We start from the raw sequence: 20,715 nt of genomic DNA, 5'->3' as shown, positions 1-20,715 counted from the left end.
ATCCTCATGGCTCTGCTCAATTTCAACGTTCAAGACAAGCCGCGCCAGGCCTACGCCAGCATGGCGGTGCTGCTGATCGGCCTGATCATCTTCCCTTTCGTCGCCGCCCAGTTCGGCAATTCGTGGGTGCGCATCATCGATATCGCCCTGCTCTACATTATGTTGGCGCTCGGTTTGAATATCGTGGTCGGCTTTGCCGGCTTGCTCGACCTCGGTTACATCGCCTTTTTTGCCGTTGGCGCCTATCTGACCGGCCTGCTGGCCTCGCCGCAGTTCGCCCTGCTGCTCGAATCGATCGTCAATTACAGCCCGGCGGTGGGTGCGGCCCTGGTGTCGGTGTTCGGTCCCGAGATCGTGCAAAACGGCATACACCTGTCGGTATGGATCATCGTGCCGCTGGCGGCGCTGGTGGCCGGCCTGTGCGGCGCCCTGCTCGGTGCGCCCACCCTGAAATTGCGCGGCGATTACCTGGCCATCGTCACCCTCGGCTTTGGCGAGATCATCCGCATTTTCATGAACAACCTGAACGACCCGATCAATTTCACCAACGGGCCGCAGGGCATCAATTCGATCGACTCGGTGCGTATTTTCGCCGTCAACCTCGCCGGCGAACCCGGTTCGCGCGCGAATGTCGTCCTCGGCGGCTTTAGCATGCCGTCGGTGAATGCCTATTACTTTCTGTTCCTGGTGTTGTGCATCGCCATCGTGTTCGTCACCTCGCGCCTGCAGCACTCGCGCCTGGGCCGCGCCTGGGTGGCGATTCGCGAAGATGAAATTGCCGCCAAGGCGATGGGCATCAACACCCGCAACGTCAAGCTGCTGGCATTTTCCATGGGCGCGTCGTTCGGCGGCGTGGCCGGCGCCATGTTTGCCTCGTTCCAGGGCTTTGTGTCGCCCGAATCGTTCTCGCTGACGGAATCGATCGCCGTGCTGGCCATGGTGGTGCTGGGCGGTATCGGCCACATTCCCGGCGTCATCATGGGTGGCGTGTTGCTGGCGGCCTTGCCGGAAGTATTGCGCCACGTGGTCGAACCGGTCCAGATGGCGCTGTTTGGCAAGGTGTTGATCGAATCGGAAGTGCTGCGCCAGTTGCTGTACGGCCTGGCGCTGGTATTGATCATGCTCAATCGCCCGGCAGGCCTGTGGCCCTCGCCGAAACACGAAGACCGGCCGGATGCAGCCGAAATGAACAAGGGCGAGTCGTTCCCGGCTTAAGGCCGCACGTCACGCGCAAGGATTCCACATGAGCGAACAAATCATTCTGAACATTTCCGGCGTCAACAAGCGCTTCGGCGGCCTGGCGGCGCTGACGGATGTCGGCATCAAGATCATGAAAGGCCAGATTTATGGCCTGATCGGCCCGAACGGCGCCGGCAAGACCACCTTTTTTAATGTCATCACCGGCCTCTACCAGCCTGACACCGGCAGTTTTGAACTGGCCGGCAAGCCGTATTCACCATCGGCACCGCATGCCGTGGCCAAAGCGGGGATCGCCCGGACTTTCCAGAACATCCGTCTGTTCGGTGAAATGACGGCCCTGGAAAACGTCATGGTGGGCCGCCACGTGCGCTCGCACCAGGGTGTGTTTGGCGCTGTCTTCCGCCACAAGGCGGCGCGCCTGGAAGAAGCGGCGATCCGCGCGCGCGCGCAAGAGTTGCTCGATTTCGTCGGCATCGGCCAGTTTGCCAACCGCACCTCGCGTTTTCTGTCCTACGGCGACCAGCGCCGGCTGGAAATCGCCCGCGCCCTGGCGACCGACCCGCAATTGCTGGCGCTCGACGAACCGGCCGCCGGCATGAACGCCACCGAAAAGCTGGCGCTGCGCGAGTTGCTCGTAAAAATCAAAAACGAAGGCAAGACCATCTTGTTGATTGAGCACGACGTCAAGCTGATGATGGGGCTGTGCGACCGCATTACCGTGCTCGAGTACGGCAAACCGATTGCCGAGGGCTTGCCCGCCGACATACAAAAAAATCAGGCCGTCATCGACGCCTACCTGGGAGCTGCCCACAAATGAGCGACAACATTCTGAAAATCGCCGGGCTGAAAGTGGCCTACGGCGGCATCAAGGCCGTCAAGGGCATTGACCTCGAAGTGAACAAGGGCGAACTGGTGACCCTGATCGGCGCCAATGGTGCCGGCAAGACCACCACCCTGAAAGCGATCACCGGTACCTTGCCCGCATGCAGCGTTGAAGGCGTGATCAGTTACATGGGCACGCCGCTGACGGGCGTGCACTCGTTCCAGATGGTGCAAAAGAAGCTGGCCATGGTGCCCGAAGGACGCGGCGTGTTCACCCGCATGAGCATCCACGAAAACCTGCTGATGGGCGCCTACACGCGCGACGACAAGGCCGGTATCGAGCAGGACGTTGAAAAATGGTATGAGGTGTTCCCGCGCCTGAAAGAGCGCGCGGCCCAGCTCGCTGGCACGCTGTCGGGTGGCGAGCAGCAAATGCTGGCGATGGCGCGCGCCCTGATGAGCCATCCGGCGCTGCTGCTGCTCGATGAGCCGTCGATGGGCTTGTCGCCGATCATGGTCGAAAAGATTTTCGAAGTGATCCGCGATGTGTCGAAGCAGGGCATCACCATTTTGCTGGTCGAACAAAATGCCAAGCTGGCGCTGGAAGCCTCGCACCGCGGTTATGTGATGGATTCCGGCAATATCATCATGACCGGCGATGCTGCTGCCATGCTGCACGATCCGCGCGTGCAGGCGGCGTATCTGGGCGAGTAAGCCTTGACTGCACAGACGTAAAAAAGCCCCGGTTGTCGGGGCTTTTGCTTTGCGGCAGAACAACTTACAGCATTACTTGGCAGCGACTTTCGATGCCATCGTTTGCGCTGCCTGGGTCAGCTGGGTGACGGCGGCGTTGACATTGGTTTCGACGGTTTGGGCGGCCTGCTTGGCGGTCTTGCTGAACTGCTCGTAACCGGCGTTGACGTTGCCCAGGGATGCCTTGAAGGCGGCGACGACGTTTTCCGAACCGGCCGGGGCGTTCTTGCTCAGTTCATCGACCAGGCTGATGACCTTGCTGTTGGTTTCTGCCAGCTGGGTTTCCGCAGCCTTGGTGAATTCGGCCTGGGTGCCGGCAGCAATGGCGGCGACCTGGCGGCTGTAGGCCATGGCTTTTTCGGCGCCCGGCTGGACTTGGGCGGCGCTGAGCGACATGAATTCCTGCGCATCCTTGGCGGCGAGCAGCTGGCGCGTGGTGTTGGCCGACTCTTCCATCGACGCCTTGGCAGCAGCCATGTTCAGCTCGACCAGTTTTTCCATGCTCTCGAATGCCTTGGCAGTCAGCGAGGAAAAAATGGCGTACTGGGATTCGAAGTTGGCTTTGGTGGCGTTCGAAAACTGCTCGGGAATAGCAAACATGGTGATCTCCAATAAGGGTGGTGGTACGGATATGTAAACTGTATGGCAAGCTGCGCTCGGTGCTGCTGGGGCGTGGGGCGCTGTCGTGTTGCCCGGCGCGCCACAATTGTGCAATGCAATAGATGCTCATTTTACTGACAATTTGAGCTGCGTCAAGACATTCTTGTGCGCCGCAGCATTTAAATTTACAGCAATTTATTGCGATTAATCAAGTGCTTACGTAGCCTGCATGAAACTTCCATGCTGCTGATGCAAATTAGGTGGCGGCGCGGCACTGAGCGCGCATGCTAGACTGGCCATACGCGCTTTCTTCGAGGCTGTCTGGCGCGGCAGCCGACACACTTCGTTCAGGCGCAGTCACCGATGGCTATTCCCACCACCGCCAGCGCGGTCCAACCGGCTCCGTGGCTCTCGCCCGTGCCGGTATTTTTTGTGCTGTTATGGAGTACCGGTTTCATCGTTGCCAAGTTCGGCCTGCCGTATGCACCGCCGCTGACCTTCCTGATGATCCGCTGCGCGCTGGCCGTCTGCGTGCTGGTGCCGATGGTGTTGATCTGGAAAGCGCCGTGGCCACGGGGCAGCGCCATTTTCCATATCGCCGTCGCCGGCCTGTTATTGCAGGCTGGCTATCTGTCAGGCGTCTGGTGCGCCATCAAGCTGGGCATGCCGGCCGGCCTGTCGGCCCTGATCGTCGGCATGCAGCCGATCTTGACGGCGGCGGCGGCGCCCCTGATCGGCGAGCGCGTGCGTCCGCGTCAGTGGCTGGGTTTGCTGTTCGGCCTGACCGGCGTCGGCCTGGTGGTCGCTGCCAAGATCAGCTTGATCGGGCTGTCGCCGTATGCGATTGCATTTTGCGTGTTCGCGCTGTTCTCCATTACCATCGGCACCATGTACCAGAAGCGCTTTTGCCCGCGTTTTGACTTGCGTAGCGGCACCGTGGTGCAATTTAGCGCCACCGTGCTGGCCCTGCTGCCGCTGGCGATGCTGTTCGAGGGCCTCGATCCCAGCTTGAGTTCGGTAACCTGGACGCCCCGTTTCATCGGCGCGCTGTTGTGGTCGGTCTTTGCGCTATCGATTGGCGCCATTTTCCTGCTCTTTCAATTGCTGCGCCGGAGCGAGGCGACCCAGGTCACCAGCCTGCTGTACCTGACGCCGCCCACCACCGCCATCATGGCGTGGCTTGCGTTCGGCGAGGTATTCAATGTGCTGGGCATGGCGGGCATGGTCCTGGCCGTGATCGGCGTGGTCTTTGTCGTCAAAAAATAAGGAGATGTCTTGATTTCGAATCAACAACAACAACTGGTCGATGACGCCATCCTGTCGCGCCGCTCGATCCGCGCTTTCCTGCCAACGCCGGTCGAGCATGCTGATATCGCCGCCATCCTCGAAGTGGCCGCGCGCGCGCCGTCCGGCACCAATACGCAGCCATGGAAAGTCACGGTGCTGACCGGTGCCGCGCGCCAGCGCCTGGTAGACGCCATCCTGGCGGTGTTTCACGACAAGGCTGCGCTCGCCGCTCACAGCGAGGAATACGCGTATTATCCGCGCCAGTGGACCAGCCCGTTTATCGAACGGCGCCGCAAGGTTGGCTGGGATTTATATGCGCTGCTGGGCCTGGGGCGCGACAACAAGGATGGCATGGCGGCCCAGCATGCGCGCAATTTCCAGTTTTTCGATGCCCCCGTCGGCCTGATCTTTACCATCGACCGCGTGCTCGAGCAGGGCTCGTGGCTCGACTACGGCATGTTTTTGCAAAACATCATGGTGGCGGCGCGGGGCAGGGGACTCGATACCTGTCCGCAGGCCGCGTTTACCCAGTTTCACAAGATTATCGCCGAGCAGCTGGGCCTGCCTGACAATGAGATGGTGGTGTGTGGCATGGCGCTCGGCTACGCCGACGTCGCAAAAATTGAGAATTCCTTGATAACGGAGCGTGTTCCGCTTGCAGAATTTGCACGATTTCTCGACTGAGTTGTTACACTGATCGCCAAACGACGCAGCAATGAAACAAGCCGACATCGCCATGCAGAACGGATGAATAAGGCTTGCGAATGCTGAGTGGTTTGCTACACTGCAATGAGTGTTCTAGTTTGTCGTAAAGGATTGCCTGATGTTCAAGTATGCGCTTGCTGCAATTGTTTCTGCCGCGATAATTTTAGTCACGGCACCTGCGGCGCAAGCGGCGGCGGCCGGGCACAAGGCAAGCACCAAAAAACACGCGGTCGCCAGCACAACGCGCGCCAAGGCGGTCGCCAACGGCGGTCAGCGCAGCGGCCGCGTCACCTTCCGCGTGCGCGGCAAGAAAATTGTCGGTCATGCACCGGTGCGCAGCGCCTTCGTCATGCCGCGCAGTGCGGGCGATGTGGCCGGCCTGAATCTGACCACCGACCAGGTGGGACTGGCGTCGAACGTCGCCTTCGTGCTCGACCAGACGAGCTCCGAAGTGCTGTTCGAAAAAAATGCCAACGTCGCCCTGCCGATCGCTTCGATCACCAAGCTGATGACGGGTTTGGTGGTGGTGCAGGCGCAGCAGGACATGCATGAAATGCTCAGCATCACCGATGGCGACATCGACCATGAAAAACACACCAGCTCGCGCCTGACCATCGGCGCGCGCATGACGCGCGGCGATTTGCTGCATATTGCCCTGATGAGTTCGGAAAACCGCGCCGCCTCCGCGCTGGGCCGCAACTATCCAGGCGGCATCAGCGCCTTCGTCGACGCCATGAATGCCAAGGCGCACCAGCTGGGCATGCATGACACCCATTATGTCGACGCCAACGGCCTGTCGAGCCGCAACATCGCCAGCGCCCGCGACCTCGCCAAGCTGGCCATTGCCGCCTACCAGGAACCGCTGCTGCGCGAGTACTCCACCGATCCCAAATACCAGGTCGATGCGGGCGGCCGCCTGATGCACTACTCGAATACCAATTACCTCGTTGCCAGTCCGGACTGGGACATCGGCCTGCAAAAGACCGGTTTTATCAATGAGGCCGGGCGTTGCCTGGTGATGCAGGCGATGATCCAGGGGCGCGCCGTGATCATGGTATTTCTTGATTCCAAGGGCAAGCAATCGCGCACCGCCGATGCCGGCCGCATGCGGCGCTGGATCGAGCAACTGCAGCTGCGTGCGCCTGGCCTGGCTGATGCGTTTAGCAGCAGCCGGCCAGCCCAGCCCTGATCTTCCTCAGGCGGCGGGCAGATAGCCCAGGGTGGCCGAGATATGCGCCGCCGTCTGCACCAGGTCGTCCAGCCACTCTTCCTGCAAGCGGTCGGCCGGTGCCGAAATCGACAATCCCGCGATCAGTTTGCCGGTATCGTCGTGGATGCCGGCCGCCATGCAGCGCACCCCCAGTTCCAGTTCTTCATTGTCGCGCGCATAGCCGCGCGCGCGCACCAGGCTGAGCTCCCGCTCGAGCTTGGCGAGGTCGGTGATGGAATTCTTGTTGTGGCCAGCCAGCCCCGTGCGGGTGGCGTACGAGCGGATCGCCTTCGGCTCGTCGACCGACAGGAACAGCTTGCCGGTAGATGTCAGGTGCAGCGGGCCGCGCCCGCCGATGGCGCGCACCACCTGCATGCCCGAGCGCTCGGAAAAGGCACGGTCGATGTAGACGATCTCGTCGCCCTGGCGCACCGACAGGTTGATGGTCTGCTGGGTTTTCTTGTGCAGCGAGCGCATGCTGTCGAGCGCCGCTTCGCGCACCGACAGCCGGCTCTTGACCACATTGCCCAGCTCTAGGAGGCGCATGCCCAGCCGGTACGTGCCCGGCTCGACGCGGTCGACGAACCGGGTAATGACCATATCGTTGAGAATCCGGTGCGCGGTCGATGGATGCAATCCCGACACGCGCGACAATTCCTTCAGACTGACCGGGTCGCTGTAGCTGGCCAGCGCGTCGAGCAAGGCCACCATGCGCTCGATCACCTGGATCGAGGTCTTGGCGGGTTCGGGAACAATAGGATCAGATTTCATCATGTGGTTGGTGCGGTGCAGTAATTGTCCATCAACTTATATCACATGGTGAAAAGACTTTGCAAGCCTGCAGCGCCGTGGCGTGATTCTGCCGCGCCGGCGCATAATGGCGCATTTCCATTTCCAGGACACCACATGGTCGAGCCAGTCAGTCAGTTCAAGAGCAAGAGCGGTTTCAAACGCATCGTCGGCGCCTTTGGCTATTCCCTTGCTGGCTTTCGCTCGGCCTGGGCCAGTGAAGCGGCGTTTCGTCAGGAAATGCTGTTGATGGTGGTAGGCACGGTGTCGGCCTTGAGCATGCACATTTCCGCTTTTGAAAAATTCATGCTGATTGGCGTGCTGGTATTGATGCTGATCGTCGAACTGCTCAATTCGGCCATCGAAGCGGTGGTCGACCGCATCTCGCTCGATCAGCACCCGCTGTCGAAAAACGCCAAGGATTTCGGCAGCGCCGCCGTTGCCCTGTCGATCTTGCTGGCGGCAACCGCATGGGGCGTGGTGCTGTTCAACCGGTTTTATTGAACACTCCTTTATGCGCGGCGGACATAAGCAAGTTGCTAACGCTTCGTTGGCGAAATGACGGCGAAGCCGTATTGTGTGGGGCAGGAGGCAATGATGGTGCAGGAACTGTATCCCCAATTTCAAGTCATACTGGTACCCGGTCTGCATAACAGCAGCAGCGATCACTGGCAGTCGTTGTGGCACGCCAGTCACCCGGAGTTTGTGCGCGTCGAGCAGGATGACTGGGGCAGCGCCGATCTGCCCGCGTGGACGGCGCGGCTCGATCAGGTACGCGCGCGTGATGCGCGGCCGGCGCTGTTCGTCGCCCACAGCTTCGGTTGCCTGGCGACGGTGGCCAGCATCCACGCCCATCCGCACGGTGTCGCCGGGGCCTTGCTGGTGGCGCCCGCCGATCCGCACAAGTTTGCGGTGGAGGCGGTTTTGCCGCACGGTGTGCTGGCGGCGCCCTCGACCCTGATCAGCAGCCGCGATGATCCGTGGATGCAGGCCGGGGTGGCGGCGCTGTGGGCGCGTCGCTGGGGCTGTCATTGGATCGACGCTGGCGCTGTGGGCCACATTAATGCTGCCTCGCAATTGGGCGACTGGCCAGCGGGCCGCGCGGCCTTGCAAGAGTTATACGAGCGGGCGCACCTGCAGCCGCTGACGATGGTATAAATACATTGACGAAGCGCTTACAACCCTGGAGACCACGATGACATTACGTTTGGGCGATACCGCCCCCGATTTTGAGCAAGATTCCTCCATTGGCAAACTGCATTTTTACGAGTGGGCCGGCGAAGCCTGGGTGGTGCTGTTTTCCCATCCGGCCGACTTCACCCCCGTCTGCACGACCGAGCTGGGCCTGACCGCCAAGCTCAAGCCCGAATTCGACCGGCGCAACGTCAAGGCCATCGCCCTGTCGGTCGATGCCGCCAGCTCGCACAAGGCGTGGATCGACGATATTGAACACACCCAGCACACGGTGGTGGGCTTTCCCATCATCGCTGACGAAGACCGCAAGGTGTCTGCGCTGTACGACATGATCCACCCGGAAGCATCGGCCACCGCCACCGTGCGCGCGCTGTTCGTGATCGATCCCGCCAAAAAAGTGCGTCTGATGATCACCTATCCGATGAGCACGGGCCGCAACTTCGACGAAGTCTTGCGCGTCATCGATGCCCTGCAACTGACCGACAAATACACCGTTGCCACCCCCGGTAACTGGAAGCAGGGCGACGATGTCATCATTCCCCTGTCGGTGCAGGATCCGCAGGTGCTGGCGCAAAAGTATCCGAAAGGGTTCACGGCGGAGCGGCCGTATTTGCGCCTGACGCCGCAACCGGGCAAATAAGCCGCGCTCGAACGAATACCGCATAAGCAAATAACAAGTCAGTCCTTCGGCCCCTGCTTGGGGCCGCTTAACATGCATGAAACAAAGGATTGCATGTTACTGAGCTATGTGGTGTCTGGATTTGCCGTCGGCCTGCTGGTCGGCATGACCGGTGTCGGTGGCGGCTCGCTGATGACGCCCCTGCTCACCCTGCTGTTCGGGGTGCCACCATCGGTGGCTGTCGGTACCGATCTGGCCTTTGCCTGCGTCACCAAGACCGCCGGCACCTTCACCCACCGCTTGCGCGGCACCGTGCGCTGGGACATCGTTCGCCTGCTGTGCGCGGGCGCCTTGCCCGCTGCCGTGGTCGCGGCCCTGTCGCTCAAGCATTTCGGCACCGTCAATGCCGAGATCGGCCAGCTGATCCGCTATTGCATCGCCGGTTCGGTGCTGCTGACCGTCACCGCGCTGCTGTTCAAAACCAATATGATGGCCTGGGTGAATGCCAGGCCCAGCCGCCAGTTGCAGGGGCGTTCTCTGACCGTGGCCACCGTCGCCGCCGGCCTGGTGCTGGGCGCGCTCGTCACCGTTTCCTCGATCGGCGCCGGCGCCATTGGCGCCACCCTGCTGGTGCTGATGTACCCGCGCCTGACGGCCGCCGAAGTGGCCGGCACCGACATCGCCTATGCCGTGCCGCTGACCGCCATCGCCGCCGTCGGTCACTGGTGGCTGGGCTCGATCGACTGGACCCTGCTGGCCACCCTGCTGGTCGGCTCGGTGCCCGGCATTACCATCGGCGCGTTTGCCGCCCGCGCCGTCCCCGAGCGCTTTTTGCGCGCGCTGCTGGCGCTGACGCTGACCACGGTGGCCGTCAAGCTGCTGTGGTGATCCGTATATAGCCTGTTGATCTAAACAAATGAAAAATGCTTCGTTTGTGATATGAGTTTTTCCTGCGATTATCGAGTTCTGATAGAAGAATCCGTAATAAGAGGACGTATGCCCCCTGTTTCACTTTCCCCGCCCGCCGTGCGCGGCGCGCCGTTTCGCGTCATGCCCGGCTTTGGCCTGTCGCTCGGTTTCACGGTGTTTTATTTGAGCCTGATCGTGCTGATCCCGCTGTCGGCGGTGTTTTTCAAGACGTTCACCATGACCTGGGAAGCGTTCTGGCACGCCGTCACTTCGGAGCGCGTGGTCGCCTCCTATAAATTGTCGTTTGGCGCTTCGCTGATTGCCGCAGGCATTAATGTGATTTTCGGTGGCATCGTCGCCTGGGTGCTGGTGCGCTACAAGTTTCCCGGCAAGCGTTTTGTCGATGCCCTGGTCGATCTGCCGTTCGCCTTGCCCACCGCGGTGGCCGGCATTACCCTGACCGCCCTGTATTCGCAAAACGGCTGGATCGGCCGCTACCTCGAACCGCTGGGCTTGAAAATTGCCTTTACCCCGCTCGGCGTGGTGGTGGCACTGACGTTTATCGGGCTGCCGTTCGTCGTGCGCACGGTGCAACCGGTGCTCGAAGAAGCTGAACGCGAACTGGAAGAAGCCGCCGCCAGCCTGGGCGCGAGCTCGTGGCAGATTTTTGCCCGCGTGGTGTTCCCCACCATCATGCCAGCGCTGTTGACGGGCTTTGCACTGGCCTTTGCCCGCGCCACCGGTGAATACGGTTCCGTGATTTTCATCGCCGGCAATATGCCGATGGTGTCGGAAATCACGCCGCTGTTCATCATCACCAAGCTCGAACAATATGATTACGCCGGCGCCACCGCGATCGCCGTGGTGATGCTGCTGGCCTCGTTTGCCATGCTGTTGATGATCAACCTGCTGCAGGCGTGGACGCGCAGCCGCAGCGGTGGCGGGAGGAACAAATGAGCACCGTCGCCGCCGTCGTGCAGCCAGCCGTTGCCCTGAAAGCGCCCGTCAAACAGGTGCGCCGCGGCGAATTGCCGAGCAGCTCGAACGTGTTCGAGCCAGCCTGGATCCGCGTCTCGCTGATTATCGTTGCGCTGCTGTTTTTGACCCTGTTCCTGTTCGTGCCACTGGTGGCGGTGTTTGCCGAAGCCTTCAAAAAGGGCTGGCAGGCCTATCTGGCGGCGATCACCGACCCCGACGCCGTCTCCGCCATCAAGCTGACCCTGATCGCCGCCGTCATCGCCGTGCCCCTCAACCTGGTGTTCGGGATTGCGGCCTCGTGGGCGATTGCCAAGTTCGAGTTCCGCGGCAAGAGCGTGTTGCTGACCCTGATCGACCTGCCGTTTTCCGTGTCGCCCGTCATTTCCGGCCTGATTTATGTGCTGATGTTCGGCGCCCAGGGCTGGTTCGGGCCGTGGCTGCAGCAGCATGACATCAAGATCCTGTTTGCCGTGCCCGGCATCGTGCTGGCGACCGTGTTCATCACCTTTCCGTTTGTTGCGCGCGAACTGATTCCCTTGATGCAGTCGCAGGGCAATGAAGAAGAAGAGGCGGCGCTGGTGCTGGGCGCCTCCGGCTGGAATACCTTCCGCCGCGTGACGCTGCCGAACATCAAGTGGGGTTTGCTCTACGGCGTGATCCTGTGCAACGCCCGCGCCATGGGCGAGTTCGGCGCCGTCTCGGTGGTGTCCGGCCACATTCGCGGCGAGACCAATACCATGCCTTTGCAAGTGGAAATTTTATACAACGAATACAACTTCGCCGCCGCCTTTGCGATCGCCTCGCTGCTGGCCCTGCTGGCCCTGGTGACCCTGGCCATCAAGTCCATCATCGAATGGCGCCTGCACCAGTCGCAACACAACGACGACGATATCAATACCGCCAGCATCGAGGAGCACACCGCATGACGATCGAAGTCCAACATATCCGCAAGCAATTCGGCCAGTTCAAGGCGCTCGACGATGTCTCCCTGAATTTTCCCAACGGTGAATTGACCGCCTTGCTGGGCCCCTCCGGCTGCGGCAAGACCACGCTGCTGCGCATTATCGCCGGCCTCGAGCATCCTGATTCCGGTCAGGTGCTGCTCGACGGCGAAGATGCTTCCAGCCGCCACGTGCGCGAGCGCCAGGTCGGCTTCGTCTTTCAGCATTACGCCCTGTTCAAGCACATGACGGTGTTTGAAAACGTTGCCTTTGGCCTGCGCGTGCGGCCGCGCAAGGAGCGCCCGTCGGAGCAGCAGATCCGCCACAAGGTCAAGCAACTGCTCGAACTGGTGCAGCTCGACTGGCTGGCCGACCGCTATCCGCCGCAACTGTCGGGTGGCCAGCGCCAGCGCATCGCCCTGGCGCGCGCACTGGCGGTGGAGCCGCGCGTACTGCTGCTCGACGAGCCGTTCGGCGCCCTCGACGCCAAGGTGCGCAAGGAATTGCGCCGCTGGCTGCGCCGGCTGCATGATGAATTGCACGTCACCAGTATTTTTGTCACCCACGACCAGGAAGAGGCGCTCGAAGTGGCCGACCAGGTGGTGCTGATGAACAAGGGCAAAGTCGAACAGCTGGGCGCCCCCGCCGCCGTCTACAACGCGCCGGCCTCGCCCTTTGTCTATGGTTTCCTCGGTAACGTCAATCTGTTTCATGGCCGCATCCACGATGGCGTGCTGGCGACAGGGGACGCCAGTTTCAGCGTACCCGACCATGCGCTGGTGCAGGACAGCAAGGGCATCGCCTATGTACGTCCGCACGACCTCGACATCGATCGCGAAGCCGTTGGCGTCGATGGCATCGTGGTGCGCCTGCGCCGCGCCCATGCCATCGGTCCGCTGGCCCAGCTCGACCTTGAACGTGCCGACAATGCCGAGATGATCGAAGCGGTCATTCCCAACGAGCGCTTCCGCCAGCTCGGCTTGAAGGAAGGCGAAACGCTGGTGGTGCGGCCGCGCCGCATGCAGGTGTTCGTCGATCAGGGAGCGGCAATATGAACTTCCAACAATTGCGCTCGATCCGCGAAGCGGCGCGGCGCGGCTATAACCTGACCGAAGTGGCGCACGCCCTGTTCACTTCGCAACCGGGGGTAAGCCGGCAAATCCGCGAACTCGAAGACGAGCTGGGCGTGGTCATTTTTGAACGCAACGGCAAGCGCCTGACCGGGCTGACCGAGCCGGGCAAGGGCATTTTAAAAATCGTCGACCGCCTGCTGGTGGAAGCGGAAAACCTGCAACAGGCCAGCCTCGAATACGCCGGCCAAAAAACCGGCACGCTGTCGGTCGCCGCCACCCACACGCAAGCGCGCTATGCCTTGCCGAAGGCGGTGCAATCGTTTCGTAGTGCCTTTCCCGACGTGCGCATCGCGCTGCAGCAAAGTTCGCCCGAGCACATCGCCGAGTGGGTACTTTCCGGCAAGGCGGATATCGGCATCGCCACCGAAGGCTTGTCGCAGTTTCCCGACCTGGTGTCGTTTCCCTGCTACCGCTGGAGCCACCTGATCGTGGTGCCCGATGGCCATCCGCTACTGAACCACTCGCCCATCCGCCTGCAAGACCTGGCCCTGTATCCTCTGATCACCTACGACGTCGGTTTCACCGGACGCGGCCACATCGATGCGGCCTTCCTCCATGCCGGCCTGGCGCCCGATATGGTGCTCACGGCGATGGATTCCGACGTCATCAAGCAATATGTGTCGCTGGGGCTCGGTGTCGGGCTGGTGGCGTCGATGGCGTTTGACCACGGCCGCGACAAGGGCCTGCGGGCGGTCGAAGCATCGCACCTGTTCGCCCCCAATGTGACGCGGCTGGCGGTGCGGCGCGGCGCTTATTTGCGTTCTTATGCTTACCATTTTATCGAGCAGTTTGCGCCGGAATTGACGCGCGGGGTCGTCGATGCGGCCCTGCAGGTGGCGGCCGACAATGGCAACCAGGGCACGGCTCATCAATAACGCGCCACCAAAAAACTGCTAGTGTGAGCGGGCTGCCGCCCGTCGCCGGGCGCCCCGACCTGAGGACGAATTTCGCATAAGCTTGCACAAAAAAATTCGTTCGCCTGCTGGCCGCTGGCGCCTACCATCCGCACCTTTGAACGACGGCCGCCGCGCCCTTGTGCCCGTTCCCAGGAGAATGCCATGTTCAGCCCCAGCCCCAGTTCCACCCCCGCCCTGTATGGATTGATCGGCAACACGCCGCTCATCGAAGTGACCCGGCTCGATACCGGCCCCTGCCAGTTATTCCTCAAGCTGGAAGCGAACAATCCGGGCGGCTCCATCAAGGACCGCATCGGCCTGTCCATCATCGAAGCGGCCGAAGGCGCCGGCCAGCTGCGCCCCGGTGGCACCATCGTCGAAGCCACCGCCGGCAATACCGGACTGGGCCTGGCACTGGTGGGACGGCTGAAAGGCTACCGCGTGCTGCTGGTGGTGCCCGACAAAATGTCGACCGAAAAAGTGTTGCACCTCAAAGCGCTGGGCGCGGACGTGCGCATGACGCGCTCCGATGTCGGCAAGGGCCACCCGGCCTATTACCAGGACTATGCGGCGCGATTGGCGGCCGAGATTCCCGGGGCGTTTTTTGCCGACCAGTTCAACAATCCCGCCAACCCGCTGGCGCACGAAATGACCACCGGCCCGGAAATCTGGCGCCAGATGGACCACGATGTCGACGCCATCGTGGTCGGCGTCGGCTCGTCCGGCACGCTGACCGGGCTGACCCGTTACTTCCGGACGGTGGCGCCCGAACTGGCCTTCGTGCTGGCCGATCCGGCCGGTTCCATCCTCGCCGACTATGTCAACAGCGGCCGCGTGGCCGATACCAGCGGCTCGTGGGCGGTCGAAGGGATCGGCGAAGACTTTATTCCGGCGATCGCCGACATGCGCGGCGTGCGCCACGCCTATAGCATCAGTGACCGCGATAGTTTTGAGCATGCCAGAGCGCTGCTGCGCGCCGAGGGTATTCTGGGCGGCTCGTCGACCGGCACCCTGCTGGCGGCCGCCCTGCGCTACTGCCGCGCGCAGACGCGCCCGCAGCGGGTGGTCAGCTTTGTCTGCGACACCGGCACGCGCTACCTGTCGAAGGTCTACAACGACGGCTGGATGCACGACCAGGGCTTGCTCGAGCGGCCGCCGACGGGCGACCTGCGCGACCTGATCGGCCGCCGCTACGACCGCGATGAAGTGGTCAGCGTGGCACCCGACGACAGCCTGCTGGTGGCGTTTAACCGCATGCGCGCGGCCGATCTGGCGCAGCTGCCGGTGATCGAGCAGGGCCGCCTGGTGGGCATCATAGATGAATCGGATGTGCTGCTCGAGGTGGCGCCTAACAGCGCCCGCTTTGCCAGCGCGGTCGGCGCGAGCATGACGGCGCGGGTCGAAACGCTGCACCCAGGCGCCGGCCTGGCGGTGCTGCGCGCGACCCTTGACCGTGGCTTGACCGCGGTGGTGGCCGACGGCCCCATTTTTTATGGTTTGATCACCCGTTTTGATTTGCTCAACCACTTGCGCCGGAGCCTGCCATGAAGTCTGCCGACAAACCTGCCGACAAGCCTGCACTGCAGCTGGCCACCCGCGTGATCCATGGCGGCCAAGGCGTCGATCCGTCCACCGGCGCCATCATGCCGCCGATTTACGCCACCTCTACCTATGTGCAGTCCAGTCCCGGCGTGCACCAGGGACTTGACTATGGCCGCTCGCATAATCCCACCCGCTGGGCGCTCGAGCGCTGCGTCGCCGATCTCGAAGGGGGCGCGCAAGCGTTTGCCTTCGCGTCCGGCCTGGCGGCGATTGGCACCGTGCTCGAACTGCTCGATGCCGGCGCCCACATGGTCGCTGGCGACGATATGTACGGTGGCACTTACCGGCTGTTCGAGCGGGTGCGCCGGCGCAGCGCCGGCCTTTCAGTCAGTTACGCCGATTTGACGGACCCTGCCAATCTGCTGGCGGCCCTGCGTCCCGAGACGCGCATGGTGTGGGTGGAAACGCCCACCAATCCCATGCTCAAGCTGGCCGACCTGGCGGCGCTTGCCCGCATCTGCCGCGAACGCGGCATCATCGCCGTCGCCGACAACACCTTTGCCAGCCCGCTGTTGCAGCGCCCCCTCGAACACGGCTTCGATATCGTCGTCCACTCGACCACCAAATACCTCAACGGCCACTCCGACATCATCGGCGGCATCGCCATCGTCGGCGCCGAACCACACCAGCAGCGGTGGCGCGAGCAGCTCGGGTTTCTGCAAAATGCGGTGGGCGCAATTGCCGGGCCGTTCGACAGCTTTCTGGCCCTGCGCGGCATCAAGACGCTTGCCCTGCGCGTGGAGCGCCACTGCGCCAGCGCGCTCGCTCTGGCACAATGGCTCGAAGCGCAGCCGCAGGTCGAGCGGGTGTTTTATCCAGGCCTGCCGTCGCACCCCCAGCACGAGCTGGCGCGGCGCCAGATGGACGGTTTTGGTGGCATCATCTCGATCAATCTGCGCACCGATCTGGCTGGCGCCCGCCGCTTCCTCGAGCACTGCGCCATCTTTGCGCTGGCCGAAAGTCTCGGTGGCGTCGAAAGCCTGATCGAGCATCCGGCGCTGATGACGCACGCGTCGATTCCGCCGGAACAGCGTGCGCGGCTGGGGATTGGTGATGGCCTGATCCGGCTGTCGGTCGGCGTCGAGCATGTCGACGATTTGCGTGACGATCTGCGGCAGGCGCTCGCTGCCATCTGAAGGCCTTCTGCTGAAAGCTGTCAAATAAAAGGATAAACCGTATGGCCACGTTCGATATCGCCGGCATTGCGCAACAGTTACGCGCGGCGCGCATGGCATGGCGCGAAGCGCAAAGTGGCGTCAGCACGCCGGGCGGCCGCGAATTTCCTTCGCGCGACGCGGTCGCCGGCATCGTCGAGGCGCTCAAGGGGGTGCTGTTTCCGATGCGCCTGGGGCCGCCCGACCTGCGACAGGAAAGCGAGGATTATCACGTCGCCCACGCGCTCGACGGCGCTCTGCACGCCTTGTTAAAGCAGGTGGTGCGCGAACTGAAATACGTGGCCGCCCGCCGTGGCGATGGTGGCGCCGCCATCGATGCCGAGGCGCTGGCGGCGGTGCGCAGTTTTGCGGCGGCGCTGCCGGCCATCCGCACCCTGCTCGACAGCGATGTACTGGCCGCCTACCAGGGCGACCCGGCCGCGCGCAGTGTCGACGAGGTGCTGCTGTGCTATCCGGGGGTGCTGGCGATGATCCATTACCGGCTGGCGCACCAGCTCTATTTGCTGGCGCTGCCACTGCTGGCGCGTATCGTCGCCGAGCTGGCGCATGGCGCCACCGGCATCGATATTCATCCCGGCGCGACCATCGGCAGCGGCTTTTTCATTGATCACGGCACCGGCGTCGTCATCGGCGAGACCGCCGTCATCGGCGAGCGCGTGCGCCTGTATCAGGCGGTGACGCTGGGCGCCAAGCGCTTTCCGCTCGATACCGACGGCAGCTTGCAAAAAGGCTTGCCGCGCCATCCGGTGGTGGAGGATGACGTCGTCATTTATGCGGGGGCGACGATTTTGGGGCGCATCACCCTGGGCAAAGGTGCTGTGATTGGTGGCAATGTGTGGCTGACCCACGATGTGCCGGCGGGCGGGCGGATTGCGCAGGCGGAATCGCGTTCGGGGACGCCGGATAATGGTGTTGGTGGCGTTACTGGCGCTTGAGGCTCGGTCCATGGGGACAGACGCCGGCGCCAGTCCCCGCGCGCTTTATTGGCCCGGGTTGGGCAGGCGGGCGTGGATGGCATCGATCGCCGTGACCAGCTCGGCCGGCAGCACCAGTGCGGCCGCATCGATGTTTTCCTTCAGCTGCGCCAGGCTGGTGGCGCCGATGATGGTCGAGGCGACGAACCAGCGCGAATAACACCAGGCCAGCGCCAGTTGCGCCGGGCTCATGCCTTGCGCGCACGCCAGCGCCGCATACTCGGCGACGGCGGCCAGCACGGTGGGGCGCAGGTAACGGGGACTCCAGGTGGGCGGGAACAGGGTCAGGCGGCCGCTGGCGGCCGGATCGTCGAGGTATTTGGCAGTGAGCTGGCCGAACGCCAGCGGGCTGTAGGCCAGCAAGGCCACCTGCTCGCGGTGGCAAGTCTCGGTCAATAGCGCCGTCTCGTAGCCGCGCGCGGTCAGGTTGTACAAATTCTGGATGGTGGCGATGCGCGGCAAGCCATGCTGCTCGGCCGCGTGGGTGAAGGCGCTCACGCCCCACGCGCTTTCATTGGACACGCCAATATGCCGCAGCTTGCCTTGGTCGACCAGCCGCCCCAGCGCACCGAGGGTGTCTTCGACCGGCACGCAGGGGCGTTCGTTGGCCGGATCGAACACGCTGGCGCCAAAGATCGGCACGTTGCGGCTCGGCCAGTGCAGCTGGTAGAGGTCGATGTAATCGGTTTGCAGGCGGCGCAGGCTGGCCTCGACGGCGGCGCGCAGATTGGCTTCATCGAGATTGTGGGCAGCGCCGCGGATCCAGTCCTGGCCCGGATTGGGGCCGGCAATTTTGGTCGCCAGCACGATCTCGCTACGCCGTCCCGACTGCTTGAGCCAGCTGCCGAGGAAGCGCTCGGTGGCGCCCTGGGTGGCGGCGTTTGGCATCACCGGGTACAGTTCGGCGGTGTCGATAAAATTGATGCCGCGCTCGAGCGCATAGTCGATCTGGCGGTGGGCGTCCGCCTCGCTGTTTTGTTCGCCCCAGGTCATCGTGCCGAGGCAGACGTTCGATACCTGCAGGTCGCTGTTGCCCAACATCGTCATTTTCATGCGCTCACCTTTTGCGCCGCACCAGCAGCAGCGATGGCAGCGGCGCACTCGCGCACCAGTGCCGGACCCTTATAAATCAAGCCGCTGTAGAGCTGCACCAGGGCCGCGCCGGCCGCCATTTTTGCGGCAGCGTCGGCACCTTTCATAATGCCGCCAACGCCGATGATGGGAATGGCGTCGCCGAGTTCGGCGCGCAGGGCGGCAATCACGCGGTTCGACAGTTCGAACACGGGCGCGCCCGACAGGCCGCCGGCTTCCTGGCCATGCGCCATGCCGTCGACGGCGCTGCGCGCGAGCGTGGTATTGGTGGCGATGACGCCATCGATGCGGTGGCGCAGCAGCGCAGCGGCGATTTCCTTGACCTGCTCACCATCGATATCGGGGGCGATTTTCAGCGCCAGCGGCACGTAGCGTTGATGCTGCTCGGCCAGGCGCGACTGCGCCTGTTTCAGTTGCGCCAGCAGCGCGTCGAGTTCGGAGGCGCCCTGCAGCTGGCGCAGGTTCTTGGTGTTGGGCGACGAGATGTTGACGGTGACGTAGCTGGCGTAGGGGTAGACCTTGCGCAGGCAGGCGAGATAATCGTCGGCCGCCCGTTCGATCGGGGTGTCGGCATTTTTGCCGATGTTCAGGCCCAGCACGCCTTCCTTGTTCTGATAGAACTTCGAGGCCTGGACGTTGGCGACAAAGGCATCGACGCCGCCATTATTAAAGCCCATGCGGTTGATGATGGCGTTCGCCTGCGGCAGGCGGAACATGCGCGGCCGTGGATTGCCGGCCTGGCCACGCGGGGTGACGGTGCCGATTTCGATCGAGCCAAAACCCAGGGCAGCGAGGCCATCGATGTAGGCGCCATCCTTGTCCAGGCCCGCCGCCAGCCCGACCGGGTTGGGAAAGACGATGCCCATCACCGTGCGCGGATCGGCGGCCGGCCGCGGCAGCACGGCCGTCAAGCCCAGCGCGCTGGCGCGGCGCAGGGCGGGCAGGGTCAGGTTATGGGCCGTTTCGGGGTCGAGTGCAAACAGCAGGGGGCGGGCAAGGGCGTACAGCAAAGATGCGGGCATGGGCGGCGATCGAAGAGGAATGCGCCATTTTACCGAAAGCGTGCGCGCTTATCGATCGAGTAATCCCCATTGGCCATCGATGCGTGCTTCGAGCGGCCTGAAATTGGTTTTATAGGCCATCTTCGGGCTTTGTTCGATCCAGTAACCGAGGTAGACATACGGCAGGCCCAGCTCGTCTGCCTGGGCGATCTGCCACAGCACGTTGTAGGTGCCGAACGAAGCGCCGGGCACGTCGGGATCGAAAAAGGTATACACCGAGGACAGGCCGTCAGCGAGCACATCGATGATCGACACCATGCGCAAGGTGCCGTCGGGGTCGCGGAATTCGACCAGCCGGGTATTGACGCGGCTTTGCAGCAGGAATTGCGCGTACTGGTCGCGGCTGTCCTGGTCCATGCCGCCGCCGACGTGGCGGGTGCTCTGGTAACGCAGGTAGAGGGCGTAGTGCTCGTCGGAGAAGCCGAGGGTGGCGACGATGGCGGCCAGGCCCGCATGGCGGCTGGCGGCGCGCCGCTGGCCGCGACTGGGCTTGAACTCGCGCGCACGCACGCGCACCGGGATACACGCCTTGCAGCCATCGCACAAAGGACGGTAGGTAAAGATGCCGCTGCGCCGAAAGCCGCTTTTTACCAGCTCTGAATAGACGTCGGCATTGATCAGGTGCGACGGCGTGGCCACCTGCGAGCGCGCCTGGCGGGCGTCAAGGTAGCTGCACGGGTACGGTGCGGTGGTGTAGAACTGCAGCGTCGAGAAGGGCAGATCGTTCAGGTGCGTCATGCAGAACTCTCGCGGGGTGACGGGTTGCGCGGTGCTG

22 protein-coding genes are annotated in these 20,715 nt (G+C 62.9%); 17 read left to right on the top strand and 5 right to left on the bottom strand.

What is annotated here, in order from left to right; translation table 11 throughout:
• Positions 1-6 precede the first annotated feature (6 nt).
• Genes ACP7BZ_RS03410 through ACP7BZ_RS03400 form a run of 3 tightly spaced genes read left to right on the top strand, consistent with a single transcriptional unit; the run spans position 7 to position 2,736 of the window.
• Positions 7-1,215 carry an ABC transporter permease subunit gene (locus tag ACP7BZ_RS03410; protein WP_426110240.1) on the top strand — a complete coding sequence of 403 codons (1,209 nt, stop codon included), beginning with the start codon at positions 7-9 and terminating at the stop codon, positions 1,213-1,215.
• A gap of 28 nt (positions 1,216-1,243) precedes the next feature.
• Entirely contained in the window at positions 1,244-2,017 is a 774-nt protein-coding gene (locus ACP7BZ_RS03405) for an ABC transporter ATP-binding protein (protein ID WP_426110239.1), read from the top strand.
• Positions 2,014-2,736: an ABC transporter ATP-binding protein gene (locus ACP7BZ_RS03400; RefSeq protein ID WP_426110238.1), complete on the top strand. Its 723-nt coding sequence runs from the start codon at positions 2,014-2,016 to the stop codon at positions 2,734-2,736. The genes ACP7BZ_RS03405 and ACP7BZ_RS03400 overlap by 4 nt, the downstream gene beginning before the upstream one ends.
• A 72-nt stretch (positions 2,737-2,808) precedes the next feature.
• Here ACP7BZ_RS03400 and phaP read toward each other — a convergent pair whose 3' ends face one another.
• Positions 2,809-3,375 carry a TIGR01841 family phasin gene (gene phaP, locus ACP7BZ_RS03395; RefSeq protein ID WP_426110237.1) on the bottom strand — a complete coding sequence of 189 codons (567 nt, stop codon included), beginning with the start codon at positions 3,373-3,375 and terminating at the stop codon, positions 2,809-2,811.
• Positions 3,376-3,738: 363 nt separating this feature from the next.
• Between phaP and ACP7BZ_RS03390 the strand changes: the two genes are divergently transcribed.
• From ACP7BZ_RS03390 to ACP7BZ_RS03380, 3 genes are all read left to right on the top strand, one after another.
• Positions 3,739-4,641: a DMT family transporter gene (locus tag ACP7BZ_RS03390; RefSeq protein WP_426110236.1), complete on the top strand. Its 903-nt coding sequence runs from the start codon at positions 3,739-3,741 to the stop codon at positions 4,639-4,641.
• 9 nt (positions 4,642-4,650) lie between these two features.
• Positions 4,651-5,346: a nitroreductase gene (locus ACP7BZ_RS03385; protein ID WP_426110235.1), complete on the top strand. Its 696-nt coding sequence runs from the start codon at positions 4,651-4,653 to the stop codon at positions 5,344-5,346.
• Positions 5,347-5,485: 139 nt separating this feature from the next.
• Positions 5,486-6,556 carry a serine hydrolase gene (locus ACP7BZ_RS03380; protein ID WP_426110234.1) on the top strand — a complete coding sequence of 357 codons (1,071 nt, stop codon included), beginning with the start codon at positions 5,486-5,488 and terminating at the stop codon, positions 6,554-6,556.
• A 6-nt stretch (positions 6,557-6,562) separates the two neighbouring features.
• Here ACP7BZ_RS03380 and ACP7BZ_RS03375 read toward each other — a convergent pair whose 3' ends face one another.
• Entirely contained in the window at positions 6,563-7,348 is a 786-nt protein-coding gene (locus ACP7BZ_RS03375; protein ID WP_426110233.1) for an IclR family transcriptional regulator, read from the bottom strand.
• Positions 7,349-7,483: 135 nt separating this feature from the next.
• Here ACP7BZ_RS03375 and ACP7BZ_RS03370 point away from each other — a divergent pair, with 135 nt between their 5' ends.
• The 11 genes from ACP7BZ_RS03370 to epsC all read left to right on the top strand — a co-directional run bounded on the left by ACP7BZ_RS03370 (position 7,484) and on the right by epsC (position 17,748).
• Positions 7,484-7,870, top strand: a complete 387-nt coding sequence (locus ACP7BZ_RS03370; RefSeq protein ID WP_426110232.1) for a diacylglycerol kinase — start codon at positions 7,484-7,486, stop codon at positions 7,868-7,870.
• A gap of 90 nt (positions 7,871-7,960) precedes the next feature.
• Positions 7,961-8,524: an RBBP9/YdeN family alpha/beta hydrolase gene (locus tag ACP7BZ_RS03365; RefSeq protein WP_426110231.1), complete on the top strand. Its 564-nt coding sequence runs from the start codon at positions 7,961-7,963 to the stop codon at positions 8,522-8,524.
• Positions 8,525-8,561: 37 nt separating this feature from the next.
• Complete coding sequence (locus ACP7BZ_RS03360) at positions 8,562-9,200, top strand: peroxiredoxin (RefSeq protein ID WP_426110230.1); 639 nt, start codon at positions 8,562-8,564, stop codon at positions 9,198-9,200.
• A gap of 93 nt (positions 9,201-9,293) precedes the next feature.
• Positions 9,294-10,067 (top strand): sulfite exporter TauE/SafE family protein, encoded by a 774-nt coding sequence (locus ACP7BZ_RS03355; protein ID WP_426110229.1) that lies wholly within the window; start codon positions 9,294-9,296, stop codon positions 10,065-10,067.
• Positions 10,068-10,175: 108 nt separating this feature from the next.
• Positions 10,176-11,045 carry a sulfate ABC transporter permease subunit CysT gene (gene cysT, locus ACP7BZ_RS03350; RefSeq protein WP_426110228.1) on the top strand — a complete coding sequence of 290 codons (870 nt, stop codon included), beginning with the start codon at positions 10,176-10,178 and terminating at the stop codon, positions 11,043-11,045.
• Positions 11,042-11,992, top strand: a complete 951-nt coding sequence (cysW, locus tag ACP7BZ_RS03345; protein ID WP_426110227.1) for a sulfate ABC transporter permease subunit CysW — start codon at positions 11,042-11,044, stop codon at positions 11,990-11,992. Before cysT ends, cysW begins: the two co-directional genes overlap by 4 nt.
• Entirely contained in the window at positions 11,989-13,062 is a 1,074-nt protein-coding gene (locus tag ACP7BZ_RS03340) for a sulfate/molybdate ABC transporter ATP-binding protein (protein ID WP_426110226.1), read from the top strand. The genes cysW and ACP7BZ_RS03340 overlap by 4 nt, the downstream gene beginning before the upstream one ends.
• Complete coding sequence (locus ACP7BZ_RS03335) at positions 13,059-14,015, top strand: CysB family HTH-type transcriptional regulator (protein WP_426110225.1); 957 nt, start codon at positions 13,059-13,061, stop codon at positions 14,013-14,015. The genes ACP7BZ_RS03340 and ACP7BZ_RS03335 overlap by 4 nt, the downstream gene beginning before the upstream one ends.
• 183 nt (positions 14,016-14,198) lie before the next feature.
• Positions 14,199-15,584, top strand: a complete 1,386-nt coding sequence (locus ACP7BZ_RS03330) for a pyridoxal-phosphate dependent enzyme (protein WP_426110224.1) — start codon at positions 14,199-14,201, stop codon at positions 15,582-15,584.
• Positions 15,581-16,774, top strand: coding sequence for a trans-sulfuration enzyme family protein (locus tag ACP7BZ_RS03325; RefSeq protein WP_426110223.1), 1,194 nt, complete (start codon positions 15,581-15,583; stop codon positions 16,772-16,774). Before ACP7BZ_RS03330 ends, ACP7BZ_RS03325 begins: the two co-directional genes overlap by 4 nt.
• Positions 16,775-16,815: 41 nt before the next feature.
• Complete coding sequence (gene epsC, locus ACP7BZ_RS03320) at positions 16,816-17,748, top strand: serine O-acetyltransferase EpsC (protein ID WP_426110222.1); 933 nt, start codon at positions 16,816-16,818, stop codon at positions 17,746-17,748.
• 45 nt (positions 17,749-17,793) lie between these two features.
• Here the strand turns inward: epsC and ACP7BZ_RS03315 are convergent, their stop codons facing one another.
• Genes ACP7BZ_RS03315 through ACP7BZ_RS03305 form a run of 3 tightly spaced genes read right to left on the bottom strand, consistent with a single transcriptional unit; the run spans position 17,794 to position 20,678 of the window.
• Positions 17,794-18,840 (bottom strand): aldo/keto reductase, encoded by a 1,047-nt coding sequence (locus ACP7BZ_RS03315; protein ID WP_426110221.1) that lies wholly within the window; start codon positions 18,838-18,840, stop codon positions 17,794-17,796.
• Positions 18,837-19,901, bottom strand: coding sequence for a quinone-dependent dihydroorotate dehydrogenase (locus tag ACP7BZ_RS03310; RefSeq protein WP_426110220.1), 1,065 nt, complete (start codon positions 19,899-19,901; stop codon positions 18,837-18,839). The genes ACP7BZ_RS03315 and ACP7BZ_RS03310 overlap by 4 nt, the downstream gene beginning before the upstream one ends.
• 48 nt (positions 19,902-19,949) lie before the next feature.
• On the bottom strand, positions 19,950-20,678 hold the full coding sequence (locus ACP7BZ_RS03305) for an arginyltransferase (protein WP_426110219.1): 729 nt from the start codon (positions 20,676-20,678) through the stop codon (positions 19,950-19,952).
• Between the last annotated feature and the right edge of the window lie 37 nt (positions 20,679-20,715).

Source organism: Massilia sp. PWRC2, assembly GCF_049896725.1.
Lineage (GTDB): Bacteria > Pseudomonadota > Gammaproteobacteria > Burkholderiales > Burkholderiaceae_D > JAFCUW01.
This window is presented reverse-complemented; position numbering and strand designations above follow the sequence as displayed.

Coding starts and splice junctions, on each gene's coding strand:
- phaP (WP_426110237.1), bottom strand. CDS start 3,375: ATGTTTGCTATTCCCGAGCAGTTTTCGAACGCCACCAAAGCCAACTTC.
- cysT (WP_426110228.1), top strand. CDS start 10,176: ATGCCCCCTGTTTCACTTTCCCCGCCCGCCGTGCGCGGCGCGCCGTTT.
- ACP7BZ_RS03400 (WP_426110238.1), top strand. CDS start 2,014: ATGAGCGACAACATTCTGAAAATCGCCGGGCTGAAAGTGGCCTACGGC.
- ACP7BZ_RS03375 (WP_426110233.1), bottom strand. CDS start 7,348: ATGAAATCTGATCCTATTGTTCCCGAACCCGCCAAGACCTCGATCCAG.
- ACP7BZ_RS03330 (WP_426110224.1), top strand. CDS start 14,199: ATGTTCAGCCCCAGCCCCAGTTCCACCCCCGCCCTGTATGGATTGATC.
- ACP7BZ_RS03305 (WP_426110219.1), bottom strand. CDS start 20,678: ATGACGCACCTGAACGATCTGCCCTTCTCGACGCTGCAGTTCTACACC.
- ACP7BZ_RS03405 (WP_426110239.1), top strand. CDS start 1,244: ATGAGCGAACAAATCATTCTGAACATTTCCGGCGTCAACAAGCGCTTC.
- ACP7BZ_RS03335 (WP_426110225.1), top strand. CDS start 13,059: ATGAACTTCCAACAATTGCGCTCGATCCGCGAAGCGGCGCGGCGCGGC.
- ACP7BZ_RS03340 (WP_426110226.1), top strand. CDS start 11,989: ATGACGATCGAAGTCCAACATATCCGCAAGCAATTCGGCCAGTTCAAG.
- ACP7BZ_RS03390 (WP_426110236.1), top strand. CDS start 3,739: ATGGCTATTCCCACCACCGCCAGCGCGGTCCAACCGGCTCCGTGGCTC.
- ACP7BZ_RS03380 (WP_426110234.1), top strand. CDS start 5,486: ATGTTCAAGTATGCGCTTGCTGCAATTGTTTCTGCCGCGATAATTTTA.
- ACP7BZ_RS03325 (WP_426110223.1), top strand. CDS start 15,581: ATGAAGTCTGCCGACAAACCTGCCGACAAGCCTGCACTGCAGCTGGCC.
- cysW (WP_426110227.1), top strand. CDS start 11,042: ATGAGCACCGTCGCCGCCGTCGTGCAGCCAGCCGTTGCCCTGAAAGCG.
- epsC (WP_426110222.1), top strand. CDS start 16,816: ATGGCCACGTTCGATATCGCCGGCATTGCGCAACAGTTACGCGCGGCG.
- ACP7BZ_RS03365 (WP_426110231.1), top strand. CDS start 7,961: ATGATGGTGCAGGAACTGTATCCCCAATTTCAAGTCATACTGGTACCC.
- ACP7BZ_RS03315 (WP_426110221.1), bottom strand. CDS start 18,840: ATGAAAATGACGATGTTGGGCAACAGCGACCTGCAGGTATCGAACGTC.
- ACP7BZ_RS03360 (WP_426110230.1), top strand. CDS start 8,562: ATGACATTACGTTTGGGCGATACCGCCCCCGATTTTGAGCAAGATTCC.
- ACP7BZ_RS03310 (WP_426110220.1), bottom strand. CDS start 19,901: ATGCCCGCATCTTTGCTGTACGCCCTTGCCCGCCCCCTGCTGTTTGCA.
- ACP7BZ_RS03355 (WP_426110229.1), top strand. CDS start 9,294: ATGTTACTGAGCTATGTGGTGTCTGGATTTGCCGTCGGCCTGCTGGTC.
- ACP7BZ_RS03370 (WP_426110232.1), top strand. CDS start 7,484: ATGGTCGAGCCAGTCAGTCAGTTCAAGAGCAAGAGCGGTTTCAAACGC.
- ACP7BZ_RS03410 (WP_426110240.1), top strand. CDS start 7: ATGGCTCTGCTCAATTTCAACGTTCAAGACAAGCCGCGCCAGGCCTAC.